The following is a 19,811-nucleotide window of genomic DNA, read 5'->3' as shown; positions in this document are numbered from 1 at the left end:
TTATATTATTTTGGGGTTAAACCAATCATCTACTTTATCAAATAATAACTGCCAGAGCGTACGGTCGATCAGATAGAATCTAGCGGTAAAAGTCTGCCCCTTGGTTATATTTCCTTTATATCCATTTTTTAGTTCCAGAAAATCTTTGTCTATAGTACACCTGACCTTGAAGAAATGCTCACCTGTCTGAGAATTTGAAACGATATTTTTGTCGACATCAAAAACATCACCATCAACCATTCCCCATTGGTTGTAATTATAGGTGTCTATCTGAAATTTGACTTTTTGTCCTTTTTTAATAAATCCGATATTGGAAGGGGAGACCATACATTCGGCAATTATTTTGTCTTCAGGAGATATTTCTACTATTTCCTGACCCTGCAGTAAATAGTTCCCTTGTTTTACACCAGAATAATTTACCAAACGGCCATTAACGGGTGACTTAATTATATAATTATTAATTTCAATATTCACACCTCTCAGATCTGTATTTACAGAATTAAGGTTCCTCTGAATATCAAATTTCTGCGCCTGCCATTGTGCGAGTTGTTGCTGTTCAATAGATCTCTTCTGAACAACCAGCTGCTCGTAGTTAAACAGGCTTTTCTCATATTCAGCTTCCGGGATCACACCCTGCTGAAAAAGATGTTTATTCCTTTGCAGCTCTTTGCCGGAGAGCTTACGTTGTGTCTCAATTTCTGCTAGCTTTTCTAGCATTGCTGACAACTCTTTTTGATATTGACCGGTAGTTAACCCCGTATATTGCTTGCTAACCAGTTTGGTTAAATCTGAGTATTGGCTGGAGTAATCACTCAATAACCGGTTATGGTGATTTTCCTGATTAACAAGTTCATCAGAAATAATGACAAGGAGGGTGTCGTTCTTTTTAACTAACTGGTTGTTATTTATTATTTTACTTTTTACAACTTTTCCACTCACGAGTGAAACCACTTTCGTGTTCTCTTGTTCAGGTCGGATAATACCTCTGGAAGATACGGAGATTGGAACCCTGACAATGGGTAACAGGAACAGAATTAAAACAATAAATACTAATACTCCTAGGTAGATTATGCGCGTTTTCACAGGATATACAGATCAATTAGATACTGAAAATTAAAACAAAAATACTGCCAATTACTAAATTTAGCTATTAAACAATATTTGATGTTACAACAGATAAAAAATATTTATTGACTATATTTGTCTGTTTTTCAGTAAGTTGGTGAAAGCCTGCGTTTTAAATTGCGGAGAATTAATTGGTGTTTTTAAACTAGTGTTTTGATAGATTTTTTTGTAAAATGCTGAAGGAGTATATAGTTTTTTGAAAAACTATACAGTTTTATAATCGGTTTTATTCACCAGTTGGGTATTGAGTAATTATCCTCAGTAGGAATAAAACTATAGTAAGCTTTATAATATTCTGTGAAATATTTAGCTGCAATCTGACCTTTACCATTTATGGTGGAAGAAATCCCGATGATGATATCACCTTTTTCAAGAAGGAAATAATCATAAGAAAACTGTTTCCTTGGTGTTACCCAGCGTTGCAAAACCATCTTATCGTTTTCAATCTTATAGTAACCTTCAAACAAAGTCGCGCTTCCTTTTTTCTTGCTTTCTTCGATCCGTTCGTTAAATGCCTGGACGTAAGCTTCACCAGTGGTGAGTTTGTGTTCCGGATCTAAAATCAGGTTTACTTGTCCGCCTGGGTAAAACTTATAGATTTTTCGTTCAGTTGCAACTCTTTCAGTACCTCCGTTTTGATTGGTCCAGATTTTTACCAGGACATATACACCATCAGTTCTTAATGGAGAGGTATTTACTAGTTCAAAATCAGGGTTATAAAGAGAATAATCAGCTTTGGTCATATGTTTCCGGTATCCACAGGATATAAATACAGTGACTAATAAAAGAGTAAATATTGATTTTATCATGCATACTTGATAAGTGGTGCTTTCAGATTATTAAAAGGATCTTTCCTGTTTTTTACTTAGAATTATATCGTCAACGTAAAATACAATAATATATAATCAATGTTAAAAATTCAGGTCATTTGTCTGCTGTATCTGGCTTGGCAGGCAATTAAACCGGCAGTGGGAGCGTTCGTTCGATCTTTAACTTATATTTGACAAAATATCTAAAAGATGAATGAAACGCCAAAGCGCTTCGATAGAATTATAGCGATCCTTATTCAATTACAATCTAAAAGAATTGTTAAAGCACATGAGTTAGCGGAACGGTTTGAGGTTAGTTTGCGTACAATTTACCGGGATATTAGAACTTTGGAAGCATCAGGCGTTCCATTGTACAGTGAGGCTGGAATTGGTTACTCTCTGCTGGAAGGCTACCGTTTACCTCCCGTTATGTTTACACGTGAAGAGGCCAGTAGTTTTATTGCTGCTGAGAAACTGATGCAAAAATTTATCGATAAAGAGCTTGGCAGTCACTATGCATCAGCGACTTTCAAGTTGAAAGCCGTTTTGCACAACTCAGATAAAGATTGGGTTTCCAGTATCGAATCCAATGTCCTGATGCAACCTGCATCCCAATTGTTTAACGAAAAATCGCCCAATACTTTAGCTTTGCTTTTTAAAAGCATCGCTGAGAAGAGCCAGGTTATCTTGCAGTATAAAACGGCCGATGCAGAAGAAACTATTGAAAGAACTATAGAACCTGTAGGAGTTTTTCATGATAACAATAACTGGTATACGCTGGGGTATTGTCATCTGCGTAATGATTACAGGCAGTTTCGGGCAGATAGGATTCAGGAGATTTATACAACAGAAATACCATTTACCATCGTACATCAGCCACTCGAAACATATTTAAAAAAGGATAAATCAATCTGTCCGACTACTAAAGTGCGGATATTGGTTGATAAAAAGATAGGGAAATATCTTGAATACGAGAAAAAATATCACGGCCTTGTATCCGAGCAGATAATTGGGTCAAATATAGAAATGACTTTTCTTTCACCGGATTTAGAAAATGGTTTTGCGCGTTGGTTTCTGATGTTTGGAGATTATGCCATTATCTTAGAGCCCGAACGTTTAAAGACAAGAGTTTCAGCGCTACTGGATAAAATGCAGTCTGATATAAAGAAGGACTCCACAAGTACTTAATCCGAAGAAGACTAATGATCTTTCAAATAAATACTTATGGAGCCCGGTACTAATTATCTTTCCCAGAAATGAGGTGGTTCGATACCTAAGGCTCTCAGATAAACGTATCCTTGTCCGCGGTGATGGATTTCATTATCTATAAAATAAAGTATATTTTCAACGATTGGAGAATTATACTGACCGAACAGGTTGAATGTCTGACTAAAATCTCCAATTGTCAGCTTACTCCAGTATTTATTAATTTCATCTGTTTCTTCATCCCATTTTTTGAGATAATCAGATTTGCTTTCCACGTTTTCGGAACTTTCCTGATAAGGCCTTTCCTTACGTTCTACAATAGCCTTAAGTGCGGGCCCACCTATAGCCAGAAGCTCGGATGTTAATGCTGAAAATGATCTCATTCCACCAATTGAAAATTCAAAGAATTCTTTTTCAGGAAATGCTTCAATTACCCTTCGGGTCAGGTTCCGGTGTCCCTGCCAATGTTTTAATAAATCTTCCGGACTGATTACTTGCGCGATAGTATTCATAATATTGTATCTTTTTATGGTTTACATATCAAAAGTAAAAAGGCCTGGTGACAACTGTTTGTCAGCATCAGTTTAGCTATCTTTTATTTAATCAAATTGATATTTATTTTTTTTATTTCAATCTTTCATTACTTTTGGCCACCCGATGAGAGTATTAGTCTTTTTTGTATCTCTGTTTTTTCTGCTGCTAGGCGGGGGGTATGATCTTTATGCAAATACACAACCTCATTCTTCAAACGGGCTTCCTGGACATACGCATTCAAAAAGTCATCATGTAAAATTTAAAAGTGCAGATCAGGATTCTAGTATCATTGAAAATTCTGAAGTCGATCTGGAAGATGAATCTCTTCATGGCGACGATGTTAAGGATGCAGCAGATAGTTATAAATTCTTATCCGGTAAGTACAGTCTACTTAATAAATGGTATGTAACACTATATAAACAGTTCATCTCTAATGAATATGAAGAGCCTTTTAAAGCCCTTCAACAATCTTACATACAATCTTCGCCACTTTATATTACACAAAGGGTACTAAGGATCTGAGCAACAATACTAATTAGTTATTGATGCTGTGAGGAATTTATTTTTCACAGGCATTCCAATCCATTCAATCGCTCATTTCCATTTTATACCATGAAGAGAATAGTCGTGTTAACGGGCTTTGCTGCCCTGTTGTACCTTTCCAGCTGTACATCCAAAAAAGAAGAAAAAAAAGAAGAAAGTAAGTTTACAGTGACCAGCCCGGTCAAAATAGATACTTCCTATACTAAAGAGTATGTTTCACAAATCAAATCGGTAAGGAACATCGAAATCAGGGCACAAGAAAAGGGTTATTTGCAGAATATTTATGTAGATGAAGGCCAATTTGTAAAAGCAGGGCAGGTTTTGTTTCGCATTATGCCTAAACTTTATGAGGCAGAACTGCAAAAGACACAGGCCGAAGCCAGAGCTGCTGAGATAGAGCTGCAAAATGCGAAGACCCTTGCAGATAAAAATGTAGTTTCTAAAAATGAACAGGCAATGGCTCAGGCAAAACTGGAGCAGGCACGGGCAGAAGTTTCATTAGCTAAGGTTCATTTGTCGTTTACAGAAATCAGAGCACCATTTGATGGCACGATTGACCGTATTCCACTTAAATTGGGAAGTCTTATAGATGAGGGCGAATTACTGACCAGCCTTTCAGACAACAGCCAGATGTTTGCCTACTTTAACGTTTCGGAGCCAGAATATCTGGACTATCAGACCAACGTCAAAGATCGTGGCGAGAATAAAGTGAGCCTGTTACTGGCGAATAATCAGCTTTTGCCACATAAGGGAAATGTGGAGATTATAGAAAGTGAATTTAATAGCGAAACTGGAAACATTGCTTTCAGGGCGAGGTTCCCAAATGCCGACAGGCTCCTTAAAAATGGGCAAACCGGTAAAATTCAAATGGTTGTTCCTCTTCATAATGCTTTGGTTATCCCCCAGAAGGCCACTTATGAGATTCAGGACAAGAAATATGTCTATGTCTTAGACAAGAATGATAAGGTACGGTCAAGGAATATTACCGTGAACAGTGAGATGCCGGATCTTTATGTAATAGGAGATGGTATTACTATAGGTGATAAAATCCTTTTAGACGGTGTACAGAAAGTAAAGGATGATGAAAAAATTCATTACCAATACCTGGCGCCCCAGCAAGTTATTTCTCATTTACGCTTAAAAGCAGAATAACCGGTTAAACTGAAGTATTATTTAAATACAGTTCCGTTCCATCTTAAAAGAAAATCAAATGTTTAACAAGTTTATACAAAGGCCGGTCCTTTCTATAGTGATATCACTCATTATAGTTTTTCTGGGGATTCTGGCTATGACCCATCTGCCGGTCACACAGTTCCCTTCCATTTCACCACCAAAGGTGAATATCACCGCAGAATATCCCGGAGCAAATGGTGAGCTCATGATTAAATCCGTTATCATACCATTAGAAAGAGCAATTAATGGCGTGCCGGGCATGAAATATATGGCTTCTGATGCCGGGAACGATGGCGAGGCTTCTATCCAGGTTGTCTTTAATCTGGGTACTGATCCAAATCAGGCCTCAGTAAACATACAGAACAGGGTAGCATCGGTAGTAAATAAACTCCCGCCGCTTGTTGTACGTGAAGGTGTGAAAATTACCCGTGAGGAGTCTAATATGCTGATGTACATTAACCTGTACAGCAAGGATTCCAAAATGGATCAGAAGTTTCTGTTCAATTTTGCCGACATCAATATCTTACCTGAATTGCGAAGAGTAGACGGTGTCGGTGTTGCCGATATCCTGGGTAACCGTGAATATGCAATGCGTGTATGGCTCAAACCAGACCGTATGCTAGCCTATAAAATTTCTGCTGACGAAGTACTTGAAGCACTTAATCAGCAGAGTCTGGAGGCTTCCCCGGGTAAAACAGGGGAAAGCTCTGGGAAACGTTCTCAGTCTTTTGAATATGTATTGAAGTATCCAGGCAGGTTTACAACAAAAGACGGATATGAAAATATTATCCTTCGTTCTAACCCTAATGGCGAAATTCTAAGGTTAAAAGATGTTGCAACAGTGGAATTTGGTAGTTCTATGTATGATATTTATTCCAATTTGAACGGAAATCCTTCAGCCGCTATCACTGTGAAACAGTCTTATGGCAGTAATGCCAGTCAGGTTATCAAGGATATTAAAGCCAGAATGGATGAGATCAAGAAAAGCTCTTTTCCAAAAGGTATGGATTATGAGATCAGTTATGACGTTTCTAAATTTCTCGATGCTTCGATAGAAAAGGTAATTCACACATTGGTAGAAGCATTCTTTTTGGTTGGATTAGTAGTCTTCCTGTTTCTGGGAGATTGGCGGTCTACGTTAATTCCTGCTATTGCTGTACCGGTATCACTAATCGGAACATTCGTGTTTATGCAGTTCTTTGGAATTACACTTAACCTCATTACTTTATTTGCACTGGTGCTCGCTATTGGGGTTGTCGTAGATGATGCCATTGTTGTGATTGAAGCGGTGCATGCCAAGATGGAGGGAGAACACCTTTCACCACTTAAGGCGACTAAAAAAGCTATGCATGAGATTAGCGGGGCCATCATTGCGATTACATTTTTAATGGCAGCAGTATTTATCCCTGTCGCTTTCATGTCTGGGCCAGTGGGTATATTCTACCGGCAGTTCTCCATCACAATGGCTACAGCTATTATTCTTTCCGGTATTGTAGCACTAACGCTTACACCGGCATTATGTGCGATGCTGCTTAAGAATAACCATGGTAAGAAAAAAGAGAAAGTAGGGCTGGATAAATTTCTTGATGGATTTAACAATGGTTTTAACCGTCTTTCAGGGAAATATCAGAAAGTACTTGGCATTATCGTTAACCGCAGGGCTGTAACTTTTGGTCTGTTGATTGCTTTCTGTACCGGCATCTATTTCTTGAATAATAGCTTGCCATCTGGTTTTATTCCGAATGAAGATCAGGGGATGTTCTATGCGATTATTCAGACCCCTCCGGGTTCGTCACTGGAAAGGACTAACCAAATTGCAGAAAGACTGCAGAAAATAGCAGAGGGTGTTGAAGGTGTACAATCTGTTTCATCTTTGGCTGGTTATGAGATTTTGACAGAAGGAACCGGCTCCAACTCTGGAACCTGTCTGATTAATCTGAAGAGCTGGGATGAACGTAAACATTCTGTAGAAGAGGTTATGAAAGACCTCGAAGAAAAATCTTCAGAAATTACCGGTGCTTCTATAGAATTCTTTCAGCCACCAGCTGTCCCTGGCTATGGAGCCGCAGGTGGGTTTGAGTTACGTTTGCTGGATAAAGCAGGATCCGGTGATTTCAAGAAGATGGAAACAGTCAGTAAAGATTTTGTGAAAGAATTGAGCAAACGTCCGGAGCTGTCTTCAGTTTTCACCTTTTATAGTGCCAGCTTTCCTCAATATATGCTGCGGGTAGATAATGATATTGCCCAGCAGAAGGGTGTGACTATTGAAAATGCGATGAATACACTATCTACACTGGTCGGTAGTAATTATGAAACCAATTTCATCAAATTCGACAGGCAATATAAAGTCATGGTTCAGGCATTGCCGCAATACCGTGCTTTACCGGAAGATATACTGAAACTGTATGTTAAAAATAACCGTGATGAGATGGTTCCATTCTCTGCCTTTATGAAGATGGAAAAAGTATATGGCTTGTCTGAAATTACCCGGCATAATATGTATAATGCCTCTGAAATCAGCGGTTCATCGGCACCTGGCTATAGTAGTGGTGCAGCTATAAATGCAATTACAGAAGTAGCTCAGAAAACCTTACCAAGAGGGTACGGTATAGATTGGGCCGGGATTTCCAAAGATGAAGTGTCCAGAGGAAATGAAGCTATTTATATATTCATGATCTGTCTGGGGTTCGTTTATCTTATTCTAGCTGCGCAATATGAAAGCTTTATCCTGCCCTTATCGGTTATTCTTTCTCTTCCTGCAGGTATTTTTGGCGCATTTTTCCTGCTGAAGTTATTTGGGCTCGAAAACAATATTTATGCACAGGTAGCACTGGTTATGCTCATCGGTCTGTTGGGAAAAAATGCAGTGCTAATCGTTGAATTTGCTATTCAGAAACATCGCGACGGAGCAACAGTACTGCAGGCTGCGATGGAAGGAGCTGCGGTTAGGTTTCGTCCGATTTTGATGACATCTTTTGCTTTTATAGCAGGTCTAATTCCTTTAGTTTTTGCTTCAGGACCGGGCAGAATAGGTAACAGGACTATCGGTTCTGCCGCTGCCGGAGGTATGCTGCTAGGTACTATTTTCGGTGTGCTTGTTATTCCTGGGTTGTATTATATATTCGGCCGAATTGCAGAGAAACACAGTTTTGTTAAAGATGAAGAAGAGAATCCATTAACCGAAGAAATCGATCATAATGTATAAAAGCCATTTAAACCGATATATACTTGCGATAGGTATTAGCGCAGCGGCCGCAGGCTGTAAGGCGCCGGCCATTGCAACTTTACCAGCTAGTAAAGCTGTGCCTGAATTTTACGGCAATACAAAAGATACAGTGAATGTCTCAAACATGCCCTGGAAGTCTTTTTTTAAAGATCAGAATCTGGTTGCTCTAATTGATACGGCGTTGAAAAATAACCAGGAACTGATGGTTACCCTTCAGGAAATTGAAATTGCTAAGAATGAAATTCGTATCAGGAAAGGAGCACTCCTGCCAACAGTAGGTGCAAGAGTAGGCACCGGTGTTGAAAAAGTGGGGAGATATACCAGTCAGGGTGCGGGCGATGCCAGTACAGATATTGCACCTGGCAAGGAAGTTCCGGATCCACTCACAGATTTATCACTTTCAGCATACGCAAACTGGGAAGTGGATATCTGGAAGAAACTACGGAACTCAAAAAAAGCTGCAGTGAGCAGGTATCTATCCAGTATTGAAGGGAAAAACTTCGTGTTGACAAACCTTATAGCCGAAGTCGCTAATTCCTATTATGAATTGATGGCGCTGGATAGTCAGTTAGAGATTGTAAAGCAGAACATAGAGCTGCAGAAAAATGCACTCGAAATAGTAAAGGTCCAGAAAGAAGCTGCAAGAACAACTGAACTGGCTGTTCAAAAGTTTCAGGCAGAGGTATTAGCATCCAGAAGCCTGGAATTTGATATCCTTCAGCAAATCCGGGAAACAGAGAATAAAATAAATCTTTTACTTGGCCGCTATCCTGAACCGATTAAAAGGGATAAAAGTAGTTTTCTGGATTTACTACCTTCGGCCGTTAATTCGGGTATTCCTTCACAATTGCTGGCGAACCGACCAGATATTAAGCAGGCGGAACTGGAGCTTACAGCTGCGAAACTGGACCTGAAAGTCGCTCGTGCAGAATTTTATCCATCTCTGGATATTTCTGCAGCAGTAGGGTTGCAGGCATTCAAACCATCTTATCTTTTCAGGTTTCCTGAGTCCGTGCTTTATTCATTGGCAGGGGATCTTGCCGGGCCTCTCATTAACCGGAATGCGATCAAAGCAGAGTTTAACAGTGCCAATGCGAAACAGCTTCAGGCGATGTATAATTATGAGCGGATCATCTTAAATGCTTACCTGGAAGTATCCAATCAGCTTTCCAAAATAAGTAACCTGGAGAAAAGTTATGGTCTGAAATCACAGCAAGTAAATGCATTAAACAAATCTATTGAGGTGTCAAATGATCTGTTTAAATCTGCAAGGGCAGACTACTTCGAAGTACTCATGACTCAGCGTGACGCATTAGAGTCTAAATTAGAACTGATAGAAACGAAAAAAGAACAGCTGAATGCTGTAGTAAATGTTTACCGCGATTTAGGTGGCGGTTGGAAATAGAATTAGGTTAGGTTTGAGTTGACAGCCGGGCAAGAAATTGTTCGGCTGTTTTTTTATGCTGTTTAACTTTGTGATATCTTAAAGGTTAGTTTTAATGATTCTGATGTCGGACTGCATTTCTTTTAGGAGTGCGGCTATGTTTTGTATGTCCTTCGATTCTGGAATCTCAATGGTATGGTAACTGTAATATTGCCATATTTCCAATACTTCTGAAACCGGTACGACATAAGGTTTATAAAGGCTATTATAAGATTCCATCAGCAAACCATCGGGTTGTAACGTAACCTGTTTAAAAACAAAATCCTGTTCACCTTTTAAAATTACGATACATAGTGTCTGTATTTTTAGACTTTCCCAGTCTTCAAGATACTGGCATACAATTTCACAGCCATCGGGAAAAGGAAGCATAGAATCTCCTGTAGTAGGGAACATACGGAAGGTCTTTCCTTCGGGTAATGAAGGCAGGTTAAATTTAGGTAAAGCAGCAATATATTCTGGATCATTAAAGCCGGCACGATAGCCGGCTTTTGCTTTGACCGGCACATACTCCATATTCTCTTTATTGTTTTTATCCACTGAAATAGCAAGAACCCGAATCTGGCTTCCATTTATATATACATCATTTCCGGCTTCCAGTTCCCGCATTTTCAATCCCCCTAACTTGGAAAGATCTATTTTGAATAAGCTGTCAATACTGATTTTAAAGTATGCTGAGAAATTAATGATGTCTTCAGCCGAAGGTAATTTTGTCTGGCCATTTTCAATTGCACTGAGTTTAGAGCGTTTGATTTTTAATTCACCAGCCAGATCCTCCTGGCTCATTTTTGTGCGCTCACGCATGAATTTTATATTACTTCCAAAAAAAACTTTTTGATCATTCATTTTGTATTGTTATTATTGGTGTCAAACATTTGCCATTAATAATGTCAAATGTAACTATTTAATTTTAATTATTATGGGACCGGCGAATAAAGGTGAGATTATCGAAAAACTGCAAAAACAAATTCTGTCAATGCAAGGATTCAGGGAGACCGCAGCCCAGGGTGTAAATACTGGGCTAGGTGCTTTAGAAATGGCATTTCCCAACAGTGTTTTTCCAACAGGTGCAATACACGAATTTTTGAGTCCGGCAGCAGAGCATGCTGCAGCTACAACTGGATTTATGGCTGGTCTGTTAGGGAGACTTGTGGGGCAGACAGGCATCTGTCTTTGGATCGGTGCCAGAAGAACAGTGTTTGCGCCAGCTTTAAAGATCTTTGGTATAGATCCAGACCAGGTCATTTTTATAGATCTTATTAGAGAAAAAGATGTGTTATGGACTATAGAAGAGGCCTTAAAGTGTGATGCAGTTTCAGTTGTGGTAGGAGAGCTAAACGGAATCACTTTCACGGAATCCCGCCGCCTTCAGCTTGCTGTAGAGCAAAGTAAAGTAACAGGACTGATGCACTGCTTTAATCCTCTGAAAATCAATCATACAACTGCTGTTGCTCGCTGGAAAATTACTTCCCTTGCCAGTATTATGGAAGAAGGCATGCCTGGTGTAGGTTATCCGCGGTGGAGCGTAGAGTTGCTGAAGATCCGGAATGGTAAACCCGGAATATGGGAACTTGAATGGTCATCTGGTCAGTTCCGCAATCTAGATAAACCTAATCCGGTGGTTGAAATACCATTTGGAAGAACAGCCTGATATGGGAAAGCGATTTATAAATATCTGGTTTCATCATTTGATGACAGACTGGTTCGTCCGTCATAATCCCGGGCTGCAAGATGAACCGTTTGTTCTGGTTGCTCCGGATCGCGGTCGTGTAATCATTAAAGCTGCCAGTCCTGCTGCCGGAGTATTGGGTATCGAACCAGGCATGGTGGTTGCAGATGCGAGAGCGATATTACCATCGCTACAGGTATTTAATGAGGAAACCTCAAGAAAAGATAAACTATTAAATGAATTGGCAGAATGGTGTATCCGTTATACGCCAATAGTGGCATTAGATACTTCGGATGGTCTGATTCTGGACATAAGTGGATGCGCCCATCTTTGGGGGGGAGAACGGCAGTATCTCAAAGAGATCATAGCCAAACTTAAGAGCTTCGGATATCAGGTACGTGCGGCAATAGCTGATACTATAGGTGCCTGTTGGGCTATTGCCAGGTATGGCCGTCTTACTGCTATTATAGAGCCGGGTATGCAGGCAGAAGCCTTATTACCATTACCACCTGTTGCATTAAGGCTTGATACCAATGTGCTGGAGCGGATGCATAAATTAGGATTTTATCAGATCAGAAGTTTCGTCAGCATGCCTCATAATGCACTTAAAAGGCGCTTTGGCCCGATATTATTGGAAAAGTTAGCACAGGCATTAGGAGAAGTTGAAGAAACAATACAGCCTATCCGGCCCGTCCAGCCTTATCAGGAACGACTTCCGTCTCTGGAGCCGATCCGTACCGCAGCTGGAATTGAAATTGCATTGAAAGATCTTTTGGAAGCCCTTTGCATACGCCTGTTACAGGAAGGTAAGGGGCTTCGTAAGGCAATTTTTAAAGGCTGCCGTGTTGATGGTAAAATGCAGCAGATTGAAATTGGCACCAATCATCCGACCCGGAATGTCTCACACTTATTTAAACTTTTCGAACTGAAAATAAACACGATCAGACCCGGATTAGGTCTGGAGTTATTTCTGCTGGAAGCCCCTGTTGTGGAGATACTTTCAATGGAACAGGAAACGCTTTGGAATATTACAAAAGGTTCCGCAAATAAGGTAGTCATGAATCTGCTGGACCGGATCGGTGTGAGGGTCGGAATTAATGCCATACACCGGTATCTGCCAGATGAACACCACTGGCCGGAGCGGTCTGTCAGGCTTGCTGCTTCTTTACAGGAGAAAAATCCACTGATCTGGAGAACAGACTTGCCCAGGCCGGTTTGCTTGCTGCCACTTCCAGAACGAATTGAGGTTACTGCACCTATACCCGATTATCCACCCATGTTATTTCGCTATAAAGGAAAAGTGCATAAGGTACGCAAGGCAGACGGCCCGGAGCGTATAGAACAGGAATGGTGGCTGGAGCAGGGTTTACATAGGGATTATTATTGTGTAGAAGATGATACAGGGGCCCGTTATTGGCTTTTCAGACTGGGGAATTATGGTGAGGACAAGCCGGAATGGTTTGTTCACGGCTTTTTTGCTTAAACAGAACAATATGCACTATACAGAATTACAGGTTACGACTAATTTCAGTTTTCTGCGCGGAGGATCGCATCCCGAAGAAGTAGTGGAGCAAGCAGCAGCATTAGGTTATACTGCTATTGCCATTACAGATCACAATACATTGGCCGGTATTGTGAGGGGACATGTTGCCGCAAAAGCGAAAGGTATCCGTTTTATTCCTGCATGTCGCCTGAATCTTTTGGATGGTCCCAGTTTATTGGCCTATCCAAAAGACAGGGATGCGTATGGCCGCCTTTCAGGCTTGCTAACTGAAGGTAATATGCGCGCGGAAAAAGGCCAGTGTCATTTATACAAAGCCGATGTATATAAATATGCAGCAGGCATTCAATTTATTTTATTACCACCAGATACGCTGAATACTCAATTTGATTTTGATACAGATTTTAAATCAGCACTTCAGGAATATAAACAGATGTTCGGAAAAGAGCTTTATATAGCTGCAATCCGGTCTTACCAAAGCGATGACAGTAAAAGGCTGTTTCGTGTTTCGTTGCTTTCCAGGCAGTTTGACATACCTATGGTGGCTACAAATGACATTCACTATCATAACAGGGGGCGTAGGGAACTGCAGGATATCCTGACCTGTATCCGGGAAAAATGTACGATCTACACTGCGGGATTACGTTTGTTTCAGAATGCAGAAAGGTATATGAAACCTGTCCATGAAATGATCCGTTTGTTTCGTCAATATCCAGATGCTATAACACTTACCCAAAAGATTACGGAGTTATGTACGTTTTCGCTGGATACGCTGGAATATATATATCCCGAAGAAATTACCAGTGACGGCCGTTCTCCGCAGCAGGAGCTTGTCGAACTGACCTGGAAGGGAGCTAAAGAACATTTTGGAGACGAATTACCAGAAGACATCCGTAAAACGATAAATATGGAACTGGAATTTATGGAGCGGAAAAATTACGCCTCTTATTTTCTCACAGTCTATGATTATGTCCGGTTTGCGAGGGAACAACGCATTCTTTGCCAGGGTCGGGGTTCGGCAGCCAATTCTGTGGTCTGCTACTGTCTGGGTATTACTTCGGTTAACCCGAGGGAGTTCAAATTATTATTTGCCCGTTTTATGTCAGATGCCCGGGATGAACCGCCTGATATTGACGTGGATTTTGAACACGAACGTCGTGAAGAGGTTATGCAGTATATCTATAATAAATATGGGAGGGACCGTGCTGGTATTGTTGCAACGGTAACGCAGGTACATTGGAAAGGTGCAGTACGTGATGTCGGCAAGGCTATGGGATTATCTGCAGATGCTGTTGACCGGTTGTCTAAATCCAGGTATGAACTTACACCAGAATGGCTGGAGGGAAAATCAGGTTCCAGTGAGGGGTTTGATTCTAATGATAAACATTTGATGAAGGTGCTGCAGCTGACCGAAGAATATATTGGGTTTCCCCGTCAGCTTGGACAGCATACCGGTGGTTTCGTGATTACAAGGGATAAACTGTCCGATCTCTGCCCGATCTTGAATGCAAGAATGGAAGACCGGACCAATATAGAGTGGAATAAGGATGATATAGAGGCCCTTGGATTTCTGAAAGTAGATGTCCTGGCTTTGGGAATGCTTACCTGCATCCGGAAAGCATTTGACCTTGCAGAGGAGCATTACAATCTTGAACTCACTTTAGCTAACGTTCCACAGGGTGATAAGGCAGTCTATGAAATGATTAGCAATGCAGATACTATAGGCGTATTCCAGATTGAGAGCCGGGCGCAGATGTCTATGCTGCCCAGGTTAAGACCGGAAAAATTCTATGATCTGGTGATTGAAGTTGCAATTGTGAGACCAGGACCTATTCAGGGTGATATGGTACATCCTTATCTGCGACGGCGGAATAAGGAAGAGCTGATTGAGTATCCTAAAGAAGAGTTGAGGAGCATTCTGGACCGGACATGTGGAGTTCCTTTATTTCAGGAGCAGGCAATGGAAATAGCTATTGTAGCTGCAGGCTTTACTCCTGCAGAAGCAGATGGTTTACGGCGCAGTATGGCAACCTTTAAAGCGAAAGGCCTGGTTAGCCAGTATAAAGAAAAGCTGGTAGGAGGAATGGTTGCAAATGGCTATGAGGAAGAGTTTGCAAAAAGGGTATTTAAACAGTTGGAAGGATTTGGTAGTTATGGTTTCCCGGAAAGTCATGCAGCAAGTTTTGCCTTACTGGTCTACATATCTTCCTGGATTAAATGCCATTATCCTGATATTTTTGCCGCATCGCTGCTTAACAGCATGCCTATGGGCTTCTATCAACCTGCGCAGATCGTTATTGACGCACAGAAACATGGTGTGGAAATGTTGCCGGTCGATATTAATTTTTCTGACTGGGATAATACGCTGGAAGAACGTAACGGTAAATATTATAAAGTCAGACTTGGGTTTCGTCAGGTAAAAGGACTAAAAGAGGGAGAAATGAGGGTATTGGTTGGAGGGAGATATCCATCCTATAAACACATTCACACATTACTGGACACAGGAATTTCGATCATAGCACTAGAGAAATTAGCTGATGCAGATGCTTTCCGTTCAATAGGCCTGGACAGGCGTCAGGCCTTATGGGAGATCTCTTCTCTAAATGACAGACCTGTAGGCATGTTTCAGGGACAGCCCTCTGAGAGCGCTGCTGAACAACCTGTTAATTTGCCGAAAATGTCAGCTTCGGAACATGTGCTGCAGGATTATAGTACAACCTCTCTTTCACTGAAGGCTCATCCGGTTGGCTTTGTGCGTAAACAATTATTTACAGGCGGGATTCTATCGGCCCGGGAGCTTCAGCTTTGGCCAGATGGAACCCTGGTAAGAATTGCCGGGCTTGTTCTAATCAGGCAAAGACCCGGAACAGCGAATGGTATCTGCTTTATTACTATTGAAGATGAAACAGGTACTGCGAACCTTGTTGTTTTTAAGAAATTATTTGAAAAGTACCGGAAAGAAATTGTCAGGTCTAAATTGCTAATGGTAGAAGGGAAGCTGCAGAGAGAAGGGCAAGTAACTCATGTGGTCGTTAAACATTGTTACGATATGTCAGCATTATTAACAGATCTGGGTACTGTTAAGGAAGAAGATTCGTTGCTGCAGAACGTATCCTGTGCCAGTGAAGAAGATAACGGTATTTATCGTGGGAAAAATAAAAAATCATCAGTTAGTAAGGTAATCCAGGGAGAAATATTTCCAGCTGCGCGGGATTTCAAATAGAAGCGCAATAAGCATTACCCTCCACTACAGTTAAAAGTAAATAAGTGGGTAAATCTGGATTATTATGCGCTGGCTTCTAATTATCTTAATTCAAAGCCAGCGCATTAACAAGTTTCATCTTTATGCCAGATTTTCACTAAAGAAATCGATTGTACGTTTCCATGAAAGTTCTGCAGCAGCCTTATCATAACGTGGCGTTGTGTCATTATGGAAACCGTGATTTACATTTTCATAGATAAATGCCTGATATTTTTTACCGTTCTGTTTTAAAGCTGCTTCATAAGGAGGCCAGCCTTCTGTTATTCTTGTATCCAAAGAAGCATAATGAAGCATCAGCGGGGAGTTTATTTTAGGCACATCGGCAATAGACGGCTGCCCTCCATAGTACGGGACTGCAGCAGCCAGATCCTGTATACGAGTGGCCATCATATTGGATATACCACCTCCAAAACAAAAACCTACTACGCCAACTTTACCATTGCAATCTTTATGATTTTTCAGATAATTAAATGCAGCAATGAAATCTTCTTCCATTTCACCTTTATCCCGTTTACTCTGCATAGTACGACCTTCGTCGTCATTCCCGGGATAACCACCCAGAGGAGTAAGGGCGTCCGGAGCCAGTGAAATAAATCCTGCTAGTGCAGCTCTTCTTCCCACGTCTTCAATGTAAGGATTTAGACCACGGTTTTCATGAACGACTATAATGCCTCCTAATTTCTTTTTGGAATCCTTTGGTTTAGAGAGCAGGCCTTTAATAGACCCGCCGCCTTTTGGCGAAGGGTAATTAATAAAGTCCGATTTCAAACGCGGATCGCCAGGCTGAATTTGTACATTTCCTGAATAATCGGGCATCAGGAAACTCATTAATGCCGGCACTGTTAATCCTCCAACAGCATAAATAGAAAGTTTCTGCATAAAGCTACGCCGGTCAAGCCGATTGTGTGCATAGTCATCATACAAATCAAAAACTTCCTGACTGATGTCATTATTATTTATTTTGCTCATATTTCACAGGCTTAGTATTCAAAAATAATCATTCATGACAAAGGCTTGTCAGTCAGCGTGTAACAGTCTCGCTACGTTTACTAACCGATAGTTACTTTCTCTATCCCTAGCTGAGCGCTGATTAATGGTGATTTAGGGGAGAGAAAATACCCCGTTAAACTGGCAAATATAATGGGAGCAATATTTTGGAAGCCAGTCATTGTGGCGAGTAGAATTATAATGCTCACAGGTGTACGTGTAACGCAGGCATTTAAAGCCGCCATACAGCATACCGCTATCAAAGTAAGATTTTGCCCAGGGAAAACCTGGTAAATAATTAATCCCAAAACAGTGCCTGCAAAGAGTAACGGGATTATGAAGCCACCACGCCAGCCGGAGGTTACTGTAATTGCAATGGCAACCAGCTTCAGCAGTAGTAAGACTATTAAGAACCCTATCGTAAAATTACCGGTCAGAACCTGGGAGAGCTGGTCATGTCCAAAATATCGTGTAAGTGGAATACAATAAGCTATGGTCCCCAGGAAGAAGCCTCCGATAGCTAACTTATAGTAAACAGCTAATTTAATACTTTTGAAAACCAGTTTGAAATTCTTGACAAACGCGATGAAAATCCACCCTGTAGCCGCACCAGCCAACGAATAGCCGACCGCATAAAAGATGTCGCTAACTTTTGGATCTTTGTAAGCCGGGAAGTTCCAGGTGGGGCCGAGATTGAGCTGTGTAATTAATATAAAGACCAGGTAGCTCGCACAGCTGGCTACTAAGGCGGGCATAAAAGCTTTGTAATATTTAGTTACATGTCTGTGATCTAAAATTTCTAAAGCGAACAGGCTTCCACCCAGCGGTGCTCCAAAAAGGGCAGTAAAAGCAGAGGCCATTCCAGCGATCGTAATTGAGCGTATATCCTCTCCCTTAAAACCTAGTTTTCTCGCAATATAGGTGCCGGTAGAACCGACAACTTGCACGAGGGGAGCCTCTGGGCCTAAACTACCACCTGCAGAAATACAAATTAAAGAAGAAAGGATCATGGAAGGGTTATTTTTCGGATCCAGTCGTCCACCCTTAAAATGGATATTGTCTACCATCAAATCGATTTCGCCCGGATCACCGAGTTTATGGATAACTATACCTGCTGTTAAGCCTGCTATAGTCATCAGTGGAATAACATAAATTCCCTGAACAATAGCTAGAAGAGCAGTGGAATGTTCAAGCACAATCCAGTAACCGCCGGCTATAATACCCCCGATAATACCGAGTAAGGTCCATAAGAGGAAATTTTTATTGTAGACAAAGGGATTAAATTTCAGCGGGTTTTTAACTGTATCCTGTAATGTGAAAATCCGTTTGGAAGTAGAGTATTTCATTTTAAAAGGTAGTGTGTCGTTTTATTTGTATGATTTAACATTGCAAATGTAATATATAATTGTATTTATATTTGTAAATTATCTTATTTTGTATTGCATGCGCAATATAAAATGGCAGTATTTATACACGGGCAGTTAGTTAGATTGCCGTAGTTGAAGAATAATAAAGATTATTGGTAATATTGCCACAAGGCTTATTAACACAGTTAAGACTGTAAACAGGATGATAAAAGGGAAAAATAAATGCGATCTGAATACCTGCTTTTTGTGCAGATTCTGTCTGAAGGATTGGAAACCTGCAATAGATGTAAACAAGAAGAATTTAAAACTGAATAAAGGTCAGCAAGTATTCAAAGAGGGAGATCCTGTTAAAGGCATTTATTTTGTCTATAGTGGAACTGTGAAGATCCATAAAAAATGGGATGATGAAAAGGAACTCATTGTTCGTTTCGCAAAACAAGGAGATGTTCTGGGACATTTGGGCTTAGGTGGTTCTGGATACTACCCTGTTTCGGCCACTGCAATCGAAGAAGCTATTGTCTGTTTTATTGAAATGGATTTTTTAGAAAGCACCATGAATGTGAACAATGCATTCGTTATCCAGCTCATGCTTTTCTTTGCCAGTGAACTCCAGGAGTCTGAAAGACGGATGCGAAACCTTGCACATATGAGTGTAAAGGGGAGGGTCGCTCAGGCTTTACTCTCATTGCAGGAACAGTTCGGCGTTAACAAAGAAGGATTTATCAATATTGAATTAAGCAGACAAGACCTCGCCGCATTCATAGGGGCCTCATATGAGTCCTTGTTCCGAGCCATCAATGAGCTTTTAGCTGAAAATATAATTATGATTTCTGGTAAAACTATAGCCATAAATAATGGCAGCGCCTTTGACCTGTTCAGGATTCAACATTAACCAAAGGTTAATAAAGTCATGTGCTGGTTTCATCAACATTTGCTGCACACTTTGTTCGGGGTTTGTTCGTACTTCC

15 protein-coding genes are annotated in these 19,811 nt (G+C 40.7%); 9 read left to right on the top strand and 6 right to left on the bottom strand.

What is annotated here, in order from left to right; genetic code table 11:
• Positions 1–1,083 carry an HlyD family secretion protein gene (locus BM192_RS00280; protein ID WP_037440054.1) on the bottom strand — a complete coding sequence of 361 codons (1,083 nt, stop codon included), beginning with the start codon at positions 1,081–1,083 and terminating at the stop codon, positions 1–3.
• A gap of 272 nt (positions 1,084–1,355) precedes the next feature.
• On the bottom strand, positions 1,356–1,934 hold the full coding sequence (locus BM192_RS00275) for a hypothetical protein (protein WP_037440052.1): 579 nt from the start codon (positions 1,932–1,934) through the stop codon (positions 1,356–1,358).
• 210 nt (positions 1,935–2,144) lie between these two features.
• Between BM192_RS00275 and BM192_RS00270 the strand changes: the two genes are divergently transcribed.
• The gene (locus tag BM192_RS00270) at positions 2,145–3,122 is read left to right on the top strand and encodes a helix-turn-helix transcriptional regulator (RefSeq protein WP_037440050.1); all 978 of its coding nucleotides are present in this window, start codon (positions 2,145–2,147) and stop codon (positions 3,120–3,122) included.
• A gap of 53 nt (positions 3,123–3,175) precedes the next feature.
• Here the strand turns inward: BM192_RS00270 and BM192_RS00265 are convergent, their stop codons facing one another.
• Positions 3,176–3,652, bottom strand: coding sequence for a DinB family protein (locus BM192_RS00265; RefSeq protein ID WP_037440048.1), 477 nt, complete (start codon positions 3,650–3,652; stop codon positions 3,176–3,178).
• 145 nt (positions 3,653–3,797) lie between these two features.
• On the opposite strand from BM192_RS00265, the gene BM192_RS00260 reads away from it, so the two are divergent.
• The 4 genes from BM192_RS00260 to BM192_RS00245 all read left to right on the top strand — a co-directional run bounded on the left by BM192_RS00260 (position 3,798) and on the right by BM192_RS00245 (position 10,021).
• On the top strand, positions 3,798–4,196 hold the full coding sequence (locus BM192_RS00260) for a hypothetical protein (RefSeq protein WP_037440046.1): 399 nt from the start codon (positions 3,798–3,800) through the stop codon (positions 4,194–4,196).
• Positions 4,197–4,286: 90 nt separating this feature from the next.
• Positions 4,287–5,369, top strand: coding sequence for an efflux RND transporter periplasmic adaptor subunit (locus BM192_RS00255; RefSeq protein ID WP_037440043.1), 1,083 nt, complete (start codon positions 4,287–4,289; stop codon positions 5,367–5,369).
• A 58-nt stretch (positions 5,370–5,427) separates the two neighbouring features.
• Positions 5,428–8,595 (top strand): efflux RND transporter permease subunit, encoded by a 3,168-nt coding sequence (locus tag BM192_RS00250; protein ID WP_037440042.1) that lies wholly within the window; start codon positions 5,428–5,430, stop codon positions 8,593–8,595.
• Positions 8,588–10,021, top strand: coding sequence for a TolC family protein (locus tag BM192_RS00245; RefSeq protein ID WP_074586967.1), 1,434 nt, complete (start codon positions 8,588–8,590; stop codon positions 10,019–10,021). Before BM192_RS00250 ends, BM192_RS00245 begins: the two co-directional genes overlap by 8 nt.
• Before the next feature lie 78 nt (positions 10,022–10,099).
• Here BM192_RS00245 and BM192_RS00240 read toward each other — a convergent pair whose 3' ends face one another.
• Positions 10,100–10,903, bottom strand: coding sequence for an XRE family transcriptional regulator (locus BM192_RS00240; RefSeq protein WP_037442947.1), 804 nt, complete (start codon positions 10,901–10,903; stop codon positions 10,100–10,102).
• A gap of 73 nt (positions 10,904–10,976) precedes the next feature.
• On the opposite strand from BM192_RS00240, the gene BM192_RS00235 reads away from it, so the two are divergent.
• Genes BM192_RS00235 through BM192_RS00225 form a run of 3 tightly spaced genes read left to right on the top strand, consistent with a single transcriptional unit; the run spans position 10,977 to position 16,450 of the window.
• The gene (locus BM192_RS00235; RefSeq protein ID WP_037442945.1) at positions 10,977–11,708 is read left to right on the top strand and encodes an ImuA family protein; all 732 of its coding nucleotides are present in this window, start codon (positions 10,977–10,979) and stop codon (positions 11,706–11,708) included.
• 1 nt (position 11,709) lies between these two features.
• Positions 11,710–13,209, top strand: a complete 1,500-nt coding sequence (locus BM192_RS00230; protein WP_037442943.1) for a Y-family DNA polymerase — start codon at positions 11,710–11,712, stop codon at positions 13,207–13,209.
• A gap of 10 nt (positions 13,210–13,219) precedes the next feature.
• Entirely contained in the window at positions 13,220–16,450 is a 3,231-nt protein-coding gene (locus BM192_RS00225) for an error-prone DNA polymerase (RefSeq protein WP_037442941.1), read from the top strand.
• A gap of 120 nt (positions 16,451–16,570) precedes the next feature.
• Here the strand turns inward: BM192_RS00225 and BM192_RS00220 are convergent, their stop codons facing one another.
• Positions 16,571–17,458: a dienelactone hydrolase family protein gene (locus BM192_RS00220; protein ID WP_037442939.1), complete on the bottom strand. Its 888-nt coding sequence runs from the start codon at positions 17,456–17,458 to the stop codon at positions 16,571–16,573.
• A gap of 80 nt (positions 17,459–17,538) precedes the next feature.
• The gene (locus tag BM192_RS00215; protein WP_037442937.1) at positions 17,539–18,822 is read right to left on the bottom strand and encodes a chloride channel protein; all 1,284 of its coding nucleotides are present in this window, start codon (positions 18,820–18,822) and stop codon (positions 17,539–17,541) included.
• A 223-nt stretch (positions 18,823–19,045) separates the two neighbouring features.
• On the opposite strand from BM192_RS00215, the gene BM192_RS00210 reads away from it, so the two are divergent.
• Entirely contained in the window at positions 19,046–19,735 is a 690-nt protein-coding gene (locus BM192_RS00210; protein WP_037442935.1) for a Crp/Fnr family transcriptional regulator, read from the top strand.
• The last annotated feature ends 76 nt before the right edge of the window (positions 19,736–19,811 follow it).

The organism is Pedobacter antarcticus, assembly GCF_900112985.1.
In the GTDB taxonomy this organism is placed as follows: Bacteria; Bacteroidota; Bacteroidia; order Sphingobacteriales; family Sphingobacteriaceae; genus Pedobacter; species Pedobacter antarcticus.
Note: the sequence above shows the minus strand (reverse complement) of the source record. Positions and strands in the feature narration are given on the sequence as shown.

Coding starts and splice junctions, on each gene's coding strand:
- BM192_RS00275 (WP_037440052.1), bottom strand. CDS start 1,934: ATGATAAAATCAATATTTACTCTTTTATTAGTCACTGTATTTATATCC.
- BM192_RS00270 (WP_037440050.1), top strand. CDS start 2,145: ATGAATGAAACGCCAAAGCGCTTCGATAGAATTATAGCGATCCTTATT.
- BM192_RS00265 (WP_037440048.1), bottom strand. CDS start 3,652: ATGAATACTATCGCGCAAGTAATCAGTCCGGAAGATTTATTAAAACAT.
- BM192_RS00260 (WP_037440046.1), top strand. CDS start 3,798: ATGAGAGTATTAGTCTTTTTTGTATCTCTGTTTTTTCTGCTGCTAGGC.
- BM192_RS00255 (WP_037440043.1), top strand. CDS start 4,287: ATGAAGAGAATAGTCGTGTTAACGGGCTTTGCTGCCCTGTTGTACCTT.
- BM192_RS00250 (WP_037440042.1), top strand. CDS start 5,428: ATGTTTAACAAGTTTATACAAAGGCCGGTCCTTTCTATAGTGATATCA.
- BM192_RS00245 (WP_074586967.1), top strand. CDS start 8,588: ATGTATAAAAGCCATTTAAACCGATATATACTTGCGATAGGTATTAGC.
- BM192_RS00240 (WP_037442947.1), bottom strand. CDS start 10,903: ATGAATGATCAAAAAGTTTTTTTTGGAAGTAATATAAAATTCATGCGT.
- BM192_RS00235 (WP_037442945.1), top strand. CDS start 10,977: ATGGGACCGGCGAATAAAGGTGAGATTATCGAAAAACTGCAAAAACAA.
- BM192_RS00230 (WP_037442943.1), top strand. CDS start 11,710: ATGGGAAAGCGATTTATAAATATCTGGTTTCATCATTTGATGACAGAC.
- BM192_RS00225 (WP_037442941.1), top strand. CDS start 13,220: ATGCACTATACAGAATTACAGGTTACGACTAATTTCAGTTTTCTGCGC.
- BM192_RS00220 (WP_037442939.1), bottom strand. CDS start 17,458: ATGAGCAAAATAAATAATAATGACATCAGTCAGGAAGTTTTTGATTTG.
- BM192_RS00215 (WP_037442937.1), bottom strand. CDS start 18,822: ATGAAATACTCTACTTCCAAACGGATTTTCACATTACAGGATACAGTT.
- BM192_RS00210 (WP_037442935.1), top strand. CDS start 19,046: ATGATAAAAGGGAAAAATAAATGCGATCTGAATACCTGCTTTTTGTGC.